This window comes from Glutamicibacter sp. BW77, assembly GCF_002332285.1.
Taxonomy (GTDB): domain Bacteria; phylum Actinomycetota; class Actinomycetes; order Actinomycetales; family Micrococcaceae; genus Glutamicibacter; species Glutamicibacter bergerei.
This window is the reverse complement of the sequence record NZ_NRGT01000075.1, coordinates 158,173-170,976: the sequence shown is the minus strand read 5'-3', so window position 1 is coordinate 170,976 and position 12,804 is coordinate 158,173. Positions and strand designations below refer to the sequence as shown.

12 protein-coding genes and 1 pseudogene are annotated in these 12,804 nt (G+C 57.2%); 9 read left to right on the top strand and 4 right to left on the bottom strand.

What is annotated here, in order from left to right; translation table 11 throughout:
• Positions 1 to 448 precede the first annotated feature (448 nt).
• From CIK74_RS15025 to CIK74_RS15015, 3 genes are read left to right on the top strand one after another with little or no spacing between them, the layout of a single operon-like run.
• A complete protein-coding gene (locus CIK74_RS15025) occupies positions 449 to 1,672 on the top strand; it encodes a thiolase family protein (RefSeq protein WP_096257085.1) in 1,224 nt (407 codons plus the stop codon).
• A 3-nt stretch (positions 1,673 to 1,675) separates the two neighbouring features.
• A complete protein-coding gene (locus CIK74_RS15020) occupies positions 1,676 to 2,470 on the top strand; it encodes an enoyl-CoA hydratase/isomerase family protein (protein ID WP_096257002.1) in 795 nt (264 codons plus the stop codon).
• 4 nt (positions 2,471 to 2,474) lie between these two features.
• The gene (locus CIK74_RS15015; RefSeq protein WP_096257001.1) at positions 2,475 to 3,341 is read left to right on the top strand and encodes a 3-hydroxyacyl-CoA dehydrogenase family protein; all 867 of its coding nucleotides are present in this window, start codon (positions 2,475 to 2,477) and stop codon (positions 3,339 to 3,341) included.
• A gap of 80 nt (positions 3,342 to 3,421) precedes the next feature.
• Here CIK74_RS15015 and CIK74_RS15010 read toward each other — a convergent pair whose 3' ends face one another.
• Complete coding sequence (locus tag CIK74_RS15010; protein WP_240520559.1) at positions 3,422 to 4,027, bottom strand: RIO1 family regulatory kinase/ATPase; 606 nt, start codon at positions 4,025 to 4,027, stop codon at positions 3,422 to 3,424.
• Here CIK74_RS15010 and CIK74_RS15005 point away from each other — a divergent pair.
• Together CIK74_RS15005 and CIK74_RS15000 are read left to right on the top strand one after the other, a co-directional pair.
• Positions 4,022 to 4,495, top strand: a pseudogene (locus CIK74_RS15005) (MaoC/PaaZ C-terminal domain-containing protein); the annotation flags it as partial. The gene CIK74_RS15010 and the pseudogene CIK74_RS15005 sit on opposite strands and share 6 nt — an antisense overlap.
• 327 nt (positions 4,496 to 4,822) lie before the next feature.
• Complete coding sequence (locus CIK74_RS15000; protein WP_240520558.1) at positions 4,823 to 6,598, top strand: carbohydrate-binding module family 20 domain-containing protein; 1,776 nt, start codon at positions 4,823 to 4,825, stop codon at positions 6,596 to 6,598.
• A 57-nt stretch (positions 6,599 to 6,655) separates the two neighbouring features.
• On the opposite strand, the gene CIK74_RS14995 is transcribed toward CIK74_RS15000, so the two are convergent.
• A complete protein-coding gene (locus CIK74_RS14995; RefSeq protein WP_096257000.1) occupies positions 6,656 to 7,060 on the bottom strand; it encodes a nicotinamide mononucleotide transporter in 405 nt (134 codons plus the stop codon).
• Between the two features lie 198 nt (positions 7,061 to 7,258).
• Here CIK74_RS14995 and CIK74_RS14990 point away from each other — a divergent pair, with 198 nt between their 5' ends.
• Positions 7,259 to 7,885, top strand: a complete 627-nt coding sequence (locus tag CIK74_RS14990) for a GPR1/FUN34/YaaH family transporter (protein ID WP_096256999.1) — start codon at positions 7,259 to 7,261, stop codon at positions 7,883 to 7,885.
• Between the two features lie 79 nt (positions 7,886 to 7,964).
• On the opposite strand, the gene CIK74_RS14985 is transcribed toward CIK74_RS14990, so the two are convergent.
• Positions 7,965 to 8,846: an RIO1 family regulatory kinase/ATPase gene (locus CIK74_RS14985; RefSeq protein ID WP_096256998.1), complete on the bottom strand. Its 882-nt coding sequence runs from the start codon at positions 8,844 to 8,846 to the stop codon at positions 7,965 to 7,967.
• 139 nt (positions 8,847 to 8,985) lie between these two features.
• Between CIK74_RS14985 and CIK74_RS14980 the strand changes: the two genes are divergently transcribed.
• A complete protein-coding gene (locus CIK74_RS14980; protein WP_170947904.1) occupies positions 8,986 to 9,717 on the top strand; it encodes a tyrosine-protein phosphatase in 732 nt (243 codons plus the stop codon).
• Positions 9,718 to 9,748: 31 nt separating this feature from the next.
• Complete coding sequence (locus CIK74_RS14975; protein WP_096256996.1) at positions 9,749 to 10,117, top strand: VOC family protein; 369 nt, start codon at positions 9,749 to 9,751, stop codon at positions 10,115 to 10,117.
• 7 nt (positions 10,118 to 10,124) lie between these two features.
• On the opposite strand, the gene CIK74_RS14970 is transcribed toward CIK74_RS14975, so the two are convergent.
• Positions 10,125 to 10,553: a hotdog fold thioesterase gene (locus CIK74_RS14970; RefSeq protein ID WP_096256995.1), complete on the bottom strand. Its 429-nt coding sequence runs from the start codon at positions 10,551 to 10,553 to the stop codon at positions 10,125 to 10,127.
• A gap of 87 nt (positions 10,554 to 10,640) precedes the next feature.
• Here CIK74_RS14970 and paaZ point away from each other — a divergent pair, with 87 nt between their 5' ends.
• Positions 10,641 to 12,764 (top strand): phenylacetic acid degradation bifunctional protein PaaZ, encoded by a 2,124-nt coding sequence (gene paaZ, locus CIK74_RS14965; RefSeq protein ID WP_096256994.1) that lies wholly within the window; start codon positions 10,641 to 10,643, stop codon positions 12,762 to 12,764.
• Positions 12,765 to 12,804 lie beyond the last annotated feature (40 nt).

Here is a 12,804-nt window from a genome sequence, read left to right as displayed (position 1 = left end):
GAGTGAAATGATCGGTAGATTGATTACTGTTTTGGTTGCTGTTTCCCGGTGGCATGAGTGCTCCGTAACTCTTCAGCTTTCCGTCGACCAGATGCCCAAAGCCTTCCGAACTACATGGCCTTGGTGACGGTCCACGATCTGGAATTTCCCCCAGAGTCGGTCAGTTACCAAAGATTACGTTAGTGTCATTCGAGATTCAACCTCCTGACATGGATATCTACCCGCAGTGGATATTTATAGGAAGCAGAAAAAGCTTTGAAGTGAGCAATTTAGGCCATTACCGACGTAGCTTTCTTGACGCTGAGCGAACATTTCTGTGATTCTATTAGTGAACGAATGGTCGGTAAGTTAGCGTGGTGGGTGTCACTGCGCCAGTACGGATAGCTTTCCGGGTACGTTTGGCGCGAAAGAGATGCCAGAACTGAACCCGGAGTACGAAGGAGTAATCATGGCTGAAGCATTCTTGGTGGGCGGAAAACGCACCCCGGTTGGTCGTTACGGTGGAGCGTTGAGCGGGGTTCGGCCCGATGATCTGGCCGCCCTCACCATCCGCCAGCTCATCGAAGATGCCGGCATTGATCCGGCCATGGTTGACGAAGTGATCTTTGGCAACGCCAATGGTGCAGGCGAAGAAAATCGCAACGTGGCCCGCATGGGCTGGCTGCTTGCCGGATTCCCCGACAGCGTTCCAGGGATCACCGTGAACCGACTCTGTGCCTCAGGCATGAGTGCTATTACGATGGCCAGTCACATGGTCAAATCCGGTGCCGCAGACATCGTTGTGGCAGGCGGTGTGGAATCTATGTCCCGTGCCCCCTGGGTTATGGAGAAGCCTGACAAGGCGTTCGCTAAGCCCGGTGCGGTATTCGACACTTCCATCGGCTGGCGCTTCAACAACCCAAGTTTCCTCTCCGGTGAATTATCCCGCGACGGTAAGGCCACCTTCTCGATGTCGGAAACCGCCGAGGAAGTTGCCCGCGTTTACAACATCTCCCGTGAAGCGGCAGACGAATTCGCCGTGCAGTCCCACACGAAGGCCATCAATGCCATCGAAGCCGGACGCTTTAAGGACGAAATCGTTGCGGTGACCGTCAAAACCCGCAAGGGTGAAACTGTGGTGGACACCGACGAAGGGCCACGCCCCGGCACCAGCATGGACGTACTTTCCGCGCTGCGCCCAGTGGTCAAGGGTGGAACAGTGGTGACCGCTGGAAACGCCTCCACACTCAACGACGGCGCCTCGGCAATCCTCGTTGTCTCCGAACGTGCCATCGAACGTTTTGGCCTGAAGCCCCGCGCCCGCATTATTGACGGACAGGCAGCTGGCCTGGCCCAAGAAATCATGGGTATGGGCCCGGTTCCTTCCACCAACAAGGTGCTTGACCGTGCCGGCCTGTCCATCGGGGATATCGGCGCCATGGAAATCAACGAGGCCTTCTCCTCACAGTCCTTGGCAAGTATGAGCGAACTTGGGGTGAATCCTGAGATTGTGAACCGTGACGGTGGAGCGATTGCACTGGGTCACCCGCTGGGCTCTAGTGGTTCGCGTATTGTGATCACCTTGCTTGGCCGAATGGAACGCGAACTGACCGGTGCCCAGCGCAAGCTCGGTGTCGCCACGATGTGCGTCGGTGTCGGCCAGGGAACCGCACTGCTGATCGAGGGTGTCTAACCCATGACCATGAATGCTAGTGACTTTAGTACCCTGAAGATTTCAGAAAGCAGTGACCGGCTCTGGGTTAGACTCCACCGCCCAGAGGTGCGCAACGCCATCGACCAGCAGATGGTCGATGAGCTACACGCGGTATGTAGCTATCTGGAGCGTGTTCCTAAGATTCTCATCTTGGCTGGAACCCCAGGGCAAGCTCCAACCAAGGACAAACCGAAAGGTTCCAAGGGAATCTTTGCCTCTGGTGCAGATATCGCGCAATTGCGTGAACGCCGTCGCGATGATGCACTGGCCGGGATCAACTCCTCGATCTTTGACCGGATCGCAAAGCTGCCCATGCCGGTGATCGCCGCCCTCGATGGGTACGCACTAGGTGGGGGAGCCGAGCTGGCTTACGCCGCAGACTTCCGTTTGGGTACCGAGGCACTACGCATGGGCAACCCGGAAACTAACCTGGGTATTATGGCCGCGGCCGGAGCAACCTGGCGGTTGAAGGAACTAGTTGGCGAGCCAGTGGCCAAGGAGATCCTGCTAGCAGGCAAGGTACTTACCGGCAGCGAATGCTTAGCCGTAGGACTGATTACCGAGCTACACGACGCAGCAGAGCTGGACACGGCGGTGGATGCACTAGCCGACCGGATCGGTGCACAAGATCCCTTGGCGGTACGGATTACCAAGGCGGTCTTCCACTCTCCACGTGAAGTTCACCCGGTCATCGACACGCTCGCGCAGGGCATGCTCTTTGAGTCCCAAGCAAAATTTGACCGGATGCAATCGTTCCTTGACCGAAAGAAGAAGTAAGCACATGAGCAATGATGTGATCCCAAATAATTTGCCAGAGCACGTTGGAGTGCTCGGTGGCGGGCGCATGGGCGCGGGTATTGCCCACGCGTTCTTGATCAGCGGAGCCAAGGTCACGGTGGTTGAACGTGATCAGCCTTCGGCGCAGGCCGCTTATGAGCGCGTCGCGCAGTCGGTAGATAAGTCGTTGGCTCGCGGCGGGGTATCAGAGACCCGTGAGGTATTGCTGGCACGGTTTGCTACCAGTACCGAGTACGCCGATTTTGCGGCGGCCGGATTAGTAGTTGAAGCGGTTCCCGAAATCTGGGATCTGAAGATTTCTTCCTTGCAAGCGGTAGAAGCGGTGCTTAGCCCACAGGCCATTCTTGCGTCGAATACTTCTTCGTTGTCTGTGTCGGGACTCGCCGAAAATCTGCAGCGCCCAGCAAACTTCATTGGTCTGCACTTCTTCAACCCGGTACCGGCCTCGACACTTATCGAGGTTGTTATCGGCAAACAAACCGACGCGGCTCTGGAAACGGCAGCGCGCGGTTGGGTTCAGTCCCTGGGCAAAACCGCAGTGGTGGTCAATGATGCCCCAGGCTTCGCGTCCTCACGTTTAGGTGTGGCTATCGCCTTAGAAGCAATGCGCATGGTTGAAGAAGGTGTGGCCAGTGCCGAGGATATCGATAACGCGATGGTGCTTGGCTACAAGCACCCTACTGGTCCCTTGAAGACCACCGACATTGTCGGCCTGGATGTGCGCCTAGGTATCGCCGAATACCTGCATGAGACGTTGGGGGATCGGTTTGCACCACCACAGATCCTCAGGGATATGGTGGCCGAGGGCAAGCTGGGGCGCAAGAGCGGCCAAGGCTTCTACAGCTGGTAGGAAACCCGCCATATAACCTTCAGCGACAATGGCCTCCGCCGGTCAGGAATGACTGGCGGAGGCCATTGTCCCTCTGGATCCTAGAAGAGATGTCCTAGCAGTGAAGCAAAGAACTCATCTGGATCATGTGACAGTCCCTTGGAATCAAACCACTCGCACAAATTGACGCAGTCGCGGTGCAAGAAGTCCATGCCTTGCGGATTGCCCGCCAAATCCACGCACTGCGGAACATCGATGACCACTAGGCGCTCGCCGGAAACCAGGAGGTTGTAGGCGGACAGGTCGCCATGGGCAATGCCCAATCCAGCGAACTTCTCAAGGGCGTCAGTGAGTTGATCCCATAGTGCGGGAAGCCGTGAATCAAAGCGCGCAAGCTGTTGCAGGCGGGGTGCTGCCGCCAGCGAATTGTCCGGGTCGGCAATGAATTCCATGAGGATTTCGGTGCCGTCAATCTGTACCGGATACGGCACCGAAATGCCGGCTTCGTAACAGCGCAAGAGGTAGGTCCATTCCGCGTTGGCCCACTGCAAAGCGGCGATGTCCCGGCCGTAGGCGGAATTGTTGCTGATGGCTCGATTATCGCGCGAGCGCCGGGCAGACCTGCCATCGCTATAAGCTTGCGAACGGCTGAATTGAAGGTGGTCGCGGGAGCGATAGCGTTTGGCGGCCAGGAGCAATACACGCACCCGTTCCGCAAGTCGCTGGCCGAGCTGCAAGTAGGCGATGGCTTCGCCTCTGATCTGCGCGTAGTGAACCTTGAAGAGATCAGCGAATTCGCCAAGAAAACTGGCGACACCTTCTACGCCCACACCGATGCAAAGGCAGCCGAAGCGAACCCGTTCTTCCCGGGAATCGTCGCCCACGGGTACCTGCTCGTGTCGTGGGCTGCCGGCCTCTTCGTAGAGCCAGCGCCGGGGCCAGTGTTAGCCAACTACGGATTGGAATCCCTGCGCTTCATCACCCCGGTGGCTGCCGGAGATTCAATCCGCGTGACCCTGACGGCCAAGAAAATCACGCCGCGAGTCACCGATGAATATGGCGAGGTCGCATGGGATGCGATCTTGCACAACCAGAATGATGAGATTGTCGCGACCTACGATGTCTTGACCTTGGTGGAGAAAGAAAACCTCACCTACGCCAACTTCGAAGGCTAAAACGCAACTTCAGCAAGGGTGGATGCCGTCAACCACGGCATCCACCCTTTTGCGTGCTCGGAGCCAGGACAGCTTTGCCGGATATCTATGAAAGCGTTTCCAATTTTGGCAAGATTTGACGCGGAGTGAAAAAATTTTAGGGCAATTTACGTGGACAGTTTCGCGGGTTTAATGTATTTACAGGAATTTACTTATTGGAGAGAGCTAAGAAAACGCTTACAGTTGTGTGACAGGTCACGCGTTGATGGGGAACGTGTGGTTGAGCGATCCCGACGCTGTCGCGTCGAGCTATCGCAGCCCGATCATCACAATATAAGGAGTTTTTCTGTGGAACTTTTGCCATCACGCGCCAAATCAACACAACGCCGGCACGGAGCCAGGACGGTGAAGCCGGTGGCAGCACTCGGCGCCTCGCTCGCCCTGCTCGCCGCACCGTTGTTCGCAGCACCCGCCCAAGCCGCCACCCCATCCAACGACGGCAAGGATGTCATCCTCAACCTGTTCCAATGGAACTGGAATTCGGTAGCCCAGGAATGCGAGTCCAGCATCGGCCCAGCAGGATATGGCTACGTCCAGGTCTCGCCTCCAGCTGAGCACCTGCGCGGCACTGAATGGTGGACCTCGTACCAGCCGGTGAGCTACAAGGTGGACTCGAAACTGGGCAACCGCGAGGAATTCTCCGCCATGGTCAAAAGCTGCAACGACGCAGGCGTGAAAGTGATCGCAGACGCCGTGGTCAATCACATGACCGGAGCCGGGCAGTCCGGTACTGGAACCGCAGGCTCGGCTTTCTCCGATGGCAACTTCCCAGAGTATTCGGCCCAGGACTTCAACGATTGCCACACCAACATCGACAACTATGCCGACCGCTGGCAAGTGCAGCACTGCCGCCTCGTGGGCTTGCAGGATCTGAAAACCTCCAGCAGCTACGTCCAGCAAAACATCGCCGACTATCTCGATGACCTCGTCTCGCTTGGGGTATCCGGATTCCGCATCGATGCCTCGAAGCACATGCCCGCAACGGACCTCGAAGGCATCAAATCCAAGATGAAGAACCCCGGCGTGTACTGGGTGCACGAGGTGATCGGGGCGTCGGGTGAACCGATCCAGGAAAGCGAGTACCTCGGCAGCGGCGACTCGCACGAATTCGACTACGCACGACAGCTCCATCATGATTTCGACGCGCAAATCGCCAACTTGCGCTTCATCGGCGACGGCAAGCTCACCAGTGACCGGGCCGGGGTTTTTGTCGCCAACCACGACACCGAACGCAACGGCGAATCCATGAACTACAAGTGGGGCGCCAAGTACCTGCTGGGCAATGTTTTCATGCTGTCCTGGCCCTACGGGTCACCCACCGTGTATTCCGGATACGAGTTCACCGACAAGGATGCAGGCGCTCCGGGCGTCAGTGACGCATCGGTACCCAATGCCGACTGCGACTCCTCCGCCTGGACCTGCGAACAGCGGCAAGATGAAATCACCGGAATGGTGGGCTTCAACAACGCCGTCGGCGACGCGGCTGTCAGCAATTGGTGGGACGATGGCGGCAACCAGATCGCATACGGCCGCGGCGATAAGGGCTTCGTAGCCATCAACAACACCTCGGCGGCAACCACCCGCGAATACACCAGCTCGCTGGCCGAGGGCACCTATTGTGACGTGGTGTCCGGAGGCGATTGCTCGAAGACCATCACTGTGGGCGCCGACGGCAAGTTCACCGCGACACTGCCTGCCTACGGTGCCTTGGCCCTGCACATCGGTGGCGTATCCGATGGCGGATCAGGAACGCCGGATCCGGTCGAGGACACCGCTGATGTCAGCGTCGCGGTCACCGCCCAAACCGTCATGGGGCAGAACATCCGCATCGTCGGCAACCAGCCGGAACTAGGCAGCTGGGATCTGGCCAAGGCGCCACAGCTATCAGCTGCCAGCTACCCGAGCTGGAGCGGAACGGTGGACCTTCCGGCAGGAACGCAGTTCGAATACAAGTACGTCAAGTACGACCAGAGCGGCAATGCCACGTGGGAATCAGGGGCCAACCGCGTCGCGACCGTGAATGCGGACGGTTCCCTGAACCTGAACGACAGCTGGCGCAAGTAGCCACAAAAAAATGATCCCGCCCCAGTTCACACTGGGGCGGGATCATTCTAGGTTCAGCTACTTTTCGGTTTTGGCATTCAGCTTGTCCAAGGTTGCCTGCTTGGCTTTTTGCAAGGCCAGGCCTTCCTCGTCCAGCTCGACCTGCACCGGCTCGGCAGCCTGGGCAGGAAGACCGCGCCACAGGAAGTAGCCGTACGCGGCGGCCAGGGCGATGAAGACGTAGAGGCCAAGCATGCCCAGCATTGGCGAAATCAAGAAGTACACCACCAGGTCCGCGATAGCTGCCACAGCCAGCAGCAGCCAGCCTTCGCGAACGCCGCGCGCAATCATGACGAAGGAAGCGAAAATGGCGGCGTCAGCGAAATACATCACCCAGACTTCCGGGGTGGCGGTCAAGAAGCCGGAGTTGAAGAGGAAGGGGCCGAAGCGCAAGGCCACCAGCAGGATCAAGCCGACAACCATGCCCACGGCAGACCAGAGGTGGTCAAGGTGCGTTCAAGTAGTGCAATCTCGTGTGCATTTCCGGTCATCACCGACTACCTCCTTTAGGTGGTAGTGAGCCGCACCACCCTCATTTTAGGATACAGGCTAAGGGTTCGTGACGTGGGTCACGGGTCGAGGTAAGAGTAATGATCAGGACAACACAACGGAGTGCCACGCATGACTGCAACACTGACACGACCAGCGAACTCGCCGGTTCCCGAAGCAATCCCTGTCGTAAGTCCAGCGAAAGACATCATGGCAGATCCGGCAGCGTTGGGACTTGGCGCTTTTGCTTTGACTACCTTCGTTTTGAGTCTTGCCAATGCGGGAATTCTACCTGAAGCAGGTTCCGTGGTTCTCACCTTGGCATTGTTCTACGGTGGTATCGCCCAGATATTGGCCGGCATCATTGAATTTATCAAGGGCAATGTCTTTGGCGCGACGGCCTTTACCTCCTACGGAGCCTTCTGGTTGGGCTTCTGGTGGTTGGAAACCAACCCAACGGTCGCCGAAGCTGCCGGTTCTGTAGGTCTTGGCGCGTTCTTGTTGGCGTGGGCAATCTTCAGCGTGTACATGACCATTGCATCGCTGCGCACCAATGGCGTGCTGATTTCAGTGTTCGTTGTGGTCACCTTGACCTTCTTCGCCCTGTCGATTGGCGCCTTCAGCGGAGTCCACGCAATTCATGCACTTGGTGGTTGGTTGGGTCTGCTGACCGCATTCCTAGCTTGGTACGGTTCGGCCGCCGCCGTCATCAACGCCACGTGGAAGCGTTCGGTGCTTCCAACCTGGGCTAAGTCCTAACGCTGGGCGGCTGGAGCGCCGCAAAATCCGTCCCGAAGCTCGGCGAGCAATGGGGCGGATCCTGCGTTAACGGGCAAAATTAGGCGAACATGCTCGCCAATAACGAGGTGAACAGTGAATCGGCGTCTCTCGGCAGGCCTTTGGCGGTAAACCATTCGCACATGTTTACGCAGTCGCGATGGAGGTAATCCAAGCCTTGCGGATTGCCTGCCAAATCAACGCACTGCGGCACGTCGATAACTACTAGGCGCTCGCCGGCGACAAGTAAGTTATAGGCCGAGAAGTCTCCATGGGTTAGTCCCAATGTCACAAACTTCTCCATGGTCTCTGCCAGTTGATCCCATAGGGTGGCCAGCCTTGGGTCGTGGCGGGCCAGTTGTTGTAGCCGTGGTGCGGCGGCCGAGGGGTTCAGCGGATCTTCGATGAATTCCATGAGGATTTCGGTCCCGTCGATTTGTACCGGGTAGGGGACCGGGATGCCTGCTTGATGGCACCGGCGTAAATATGACCATTCGGCGTTAGCCCACTGCAGCGCGGCAACTTCACGCCCGTAGAGAGAATTGTTGCTGACGGCGCGGTTATCGCGCGAGCGCCGTGCGGCACGCCCTTCGGTATAAGACTGCGAGCGACTAAATTGAAGTTGCTCGCGGCGTCGATAGCGTTTAGCTGCAAGAAGTACGCTGCGTTGAGTGGTGGCTCGTTCAACAAGGAAGACATCGCCTTCCTTGCCGGTTTTGAGAACGCCTAGCTCGGTATCAATGGCCGCCGCATCCTCAATGATCCAAGCTGGGTAGGGTTGCGGGCCACGGGCAAGTTTTTCGATAAAGGGCCAGCTGGAATAGCGTTGCTCGGAGCCTAAATCATCGATGGTGGATTCGTTCCAAACGCGCGGTGAGCGCCGTGTGCGAACGTAGGATTGTGAGTCGTCTAGATTGGCGAACTCTGCGGAGTATGAAGACACGTTAAGTCCTTGAAAAGTAGGGGTGTTTGCTTGATTGGGGACAAAGCACTCATTGTTACCCCTCCTTCTCGTAGACTAATTGGCATTTACCAATGACTTGGACTCTACAGTACCGATTCTCTGTGATGCAATGGGTTCTATGAGATCTGTTCCTGAATATCGTCCACTGCCAAACGATATGTTTTGGGAGGGCGCAGTTAATGCGCGCTGGATTACCGGGGCGTTCTACCGCATGGGACGTCATGAATGGCTCACGGACCTGGGCTGGCAACAAATGCGCGGGGATGGAATAGCTCGCGTCATTGACCTGCGCAATCCCGGGGAAATCAAGCGCCGTGAACATGATCCGGTGCTGGACCATGAAGGTGTCGAAGGAGTGCAGGTTTTAGAGCTGCCCTTGGAAACCTCGGACAATGAGCGCTTTGCTTCGGTTGCGGTACCGTATATGAACCACACCAACATGTACCGGCTTGTGTGTGAAGAATTTGGGGATCAGCTGCGCGCGGTCTTCGAGGCGCTGAGCGAAACAGCAGAACACGGTACGGTCATTCATTGCTCCGCCGGACGAGACCGTTCAGGACTTATCGCAACGCTGCTCCTGGACCTAGCGGGCCGCCGCGAAGACATCGTGGCGCATGATGAGCTGGCGGTACGCGGCATCAATGAATGGCACCGCGTATCCCCTAGAAAACACCCCTATGAGTCGTACCAAAACGAACCTGAACTGCGTCGCAACATCGCCGAGCGGGCGCAGGGGCTACAAGAGTTCCTACAGTGGTTGGGCAGCGCTAGAGATTTCTTATCCTCCTGCGGCATGCAAAGCGAAGACCTAGATCAACTACAAAATTTGGTCCGGCAACCAAAGCCGTGACAGTTACTCACGGGCGTTGTATGCTCGCGGCATGAGCACTCATCTACTACACCATGCGTTCAACTACATCGAGCTGACCGTCACTGACATGGAAGTGGCCAAGGCTTTTTATACGCGAGCATTCGGTTGGTCCTTCAAAGATTATGGCCCCAACTACGCAGGAATTCTCTCTTCCACCATCGACGGCGAGGAAGTTGGCGGACTAGCGCTCGCCGAACAGCCACGGCCCGCCGGGGGACCGCTGGTCCTGCTGTACTCCAAGGATCTAGATGTCACCAAGCAGGCGATCTCCGTAGCTGGCGGCCGCATTGTGCAGGGGCCCTATGAGTTTCCCGGTGGACGCCGATTGCACTTTGCAGACCCCAGTGGCAACGAACTTGGAGTCTGGTCAAAGAGCTAAAGTTGACTTAGTGCTTTGGCTTGTCAATCACTAGATTGGTGATCCGCATAGTGCAGATTCTACGTTCTTGCTCATCGGTGATCACCACGTCGTGACTTGTCATGCGCCGACCCAATTTAATCGGCGTGGCGGTAATAAAAATATAACCTTCGGTGGCCGAGCGGTGATGGGTGGCATTAACGTCCACGCCGACCACTACCTTGCCGAAGGTTGAGGCATACTTCACAGCGGCCCATGAACCTACCGCTTCGCCGACCGCCAGCGAAGCGCCGCCATGCAACAGGCCGAAGGACTGGGTGTTTCCCGCTACCGGCATGCGCGCTACAACTTTCTGCACGGATTCTTCGAGGATTTCAACTCCCATCTTCTGATCTAGTGAGCCAAGCTCGATGATCCATGGCTCTAGTACTGGGTTGTTTGTTGACTCTTTTGTCATTGTTTCGTCTCCTGAGTGTCTTCGATCACGCGGTGCTGTTACTGTTAATGGTAATACTGACCGATCGTTCAGGAAGGAATTGTGTCGATGTCGACATCCCAGATTGGTGTGGTCCCAAGTTTCATTGCCGGGCAATGGCAGACCCCCGAAGCAGCCGGAGGCACCGAGGTTCTCGATGCCAACACCGGTGAGCTCATCACCATCGTCACCGGTGGAAAACTAGATATCGCGGCAGCCGTGGCATACGGCCGTGGCGTAGGACAGCGTGAACTGTCCAGCCTTTCGCTACATGAGCGTGCCTTGAAGCTCAAAGAGCTGGCCATGTACCTCAACGAGCGTCGTAAAGACCTCTACGAGGTCTCCTATAAGACCGGCGCCACGAAAATTGACTCAATGGTCGATATCGATGGTGGCATCGGTGTGCTCTTCACCTTCTCTTCAAAGGGCCGCCGCGAACTTCCCAACAGCAATGTCATCATTGACGGTACCGCTGAACCACTGAGCAAGGATGGTTCCTTCCTCGGCTCACATATTTACACCGCCATTTCAGGCGTGGTCGTGCAGGTTAACGCGTTCAACTTCCCGGTCTGGGGAATGCTTGAAAAGTTTGCTCCGGCCTTCATCGCTGGTGTGCCAACCATCGTGAAACCAGCAACACCCACCGGCTACCTGACCGAAGTTGCCGTGCGCATGATCATCGAGTCCGGCATCCTGCCTGAAGGATCCTTGCAGCTGATTTCCGGCTCTGCCCGAGACCTGATGGATCACCTGGACTACCGCGACATGTTCTCTTTCACCGGTTCGGCCGCTACTGCCAGCCGCTTGAAGTCACACCCGAATGTGATTGACGGAGGTGTACGTTTCAGCGCCGAAACCGACTCGCTGAACGCCGCAATCCTGGGACCAGACGCGGTAGAAGGCACCGCAGAGTTTGACGCCTTCGTCAAGGTTGTAGTCACAGAAATGACCTCAAAGGCCGGACAGAAATGTACTGCGATTCGTCGCAACATTGTCCCTGCCGCACAGGTAGATGCGGTGATTGCAGCCGTTGGCAAACGTATCGAAGAGCGAGTAGTGCTCGGAGATCCGCGCGTTGAGGGCGTCACCATGGGCGCACTCGCCTCGGTGGAGCAGATGCACGATGTGCGTGCTGCGGTACAGGACATGATTGATGCCGGTGGCGAGCTAGGCTTCGGTAATTTGGACGCACCAGTAGTTCGCGTAGCACCGGAGCGTGACGCACTGGCCGCAGGCGGCGCCTTCATGTCGCCGTTGGTCTTGCGTTGGGCCGATTCACGCAATCCGATCTTGCATTCGCGTGAAGCCTTTGGGCCGGTCTGCTCGGTCGTTGGCTACGACTCGGTGGATGAAGCCATTGAATTGGCAGCTATGGGAGCTGGCTCGCTGGTTGCTACGGTCTGCACTAACGATCCAGCAGCCATGCGCACTCTGACCCTTGGTATTGCCGCTCATCACGGGCGTGTGCACATTCTGAACCGTGAAACCGCAGGCAGCACCACCGGTCACGGCTCACCGGTTCCACACCTGGTTCATGGTGGTCCGGGCCGTGCAGGTGGCGGCGAGGAACTGGGCGGTATCCGCTCGGTAAAGCACCACATGCAGCGTACCGCCGTGCAGGGCTCACCAAATATGCTCACCGCACTGACCGGCGTCTGGCACACCGGTGCCGCTCAGCAGCTTGCGGGCAGCGAAAAATTTGGCGCTCAGCCAGGTAACGTACACCCGTTCCGTAAGTCACTGGCCGAACTGAAAATCGGTGACGGTCTAGCCTCGGATCTACGTCAGGTAAATCAACAGGAGATCACTGCATTCGCCAACGAAACCGGTGACACGTTCTACGCACACGTAAATCCAAAGGCTGCTGAAGCCAACCCGTTCTTCCCGGGAACCGTAGCTCACGGCTACCTGCTAGTTTCTTGGGCAGCAGGACTGTTCGTGGAGCCAGCTCCGGGACCCGTACTGGCGAACTACGGGTTGGAAAACCTGCGCTTCATCACGCCGGTAGCCGCCGGAGACTCGGTACGAGTGACCTTGACCGCGAAGAAGATCACCCCGCGCGTCACCGACGCGTACGGTGAGGTCGCTTGGGATGCCATCTTGCATAATCAAAACGATGAGATCGTCGCAACTTACGACGTGCTGACGTTGGTGGAGAAGGAAGACACCACCTACGCTAACTGGCAGGACTAGTACTAGCCCGGTTGGTAACAAAAAGGCGGTGGCTACGGAA

Coding starts and splice junctions, on each gene's coding strand:
- CIK74_RS15025 (WP_096257085.1), top strand. CDS start 449: ATGGCTGAAGCATTCTTGGTGGGCGGAAAACGCACCCCGGTTGGTCGT.
- CIK74_RS15020 (WP_096257002.1), top strand. CDS start 1,676: ATGACCATGAATGCTAGTGACTTTAGTACCCTGAAGATTTCAGAAAGC.
- CIK74_RS15015 (WP_096257001.1), top strand. CDS start 2,475: ATGAGCAATGATGTGATCCCAAATAATTTGCCAGAGCACGTTGGAGTG.
- CIK74_RS14995 (WP_096257000.1), bottom strand. CDS start 7,060: ATGGTTGTCGGCTTGATCCTGCTGGTGGCCTTGCGCTTCGGCCCCTTC.
- CIK74_RS14990 (WP_096256999.1), top strand. CDS start 7,259: ATGACTGCAACACTGACACGACCAGCGAACTCGCCGGTTCCCGAAGCA.
- CIK74_RS14980 (WP_170947904.1), top strand. CDS start 8,986: ATGAGATCTGTTCCTGAATATCGTCCACTGCCAAACGATATGTTTTGG.
- CIK74_RS14975 (WP_096256996.1), top strand. CDS start 9,749: ATGAGCACTCATCTACTACACCATGCGTTCAACTACATCGAGCTGACC.
- CIK74_RS14970 (WP_096256995.1), bottom strand. CDS start 10,553: ATGACAAAAGAGTCAACAAACAACCCAGTACTAGAGCCATGGATCATC.
- paaZ (WP_096256994.1), top strand. CDS start 10,641: ATGTCGACATCCCAGATTGGTGTGGTCCCAAGTTTCATTGCCGGGCAA.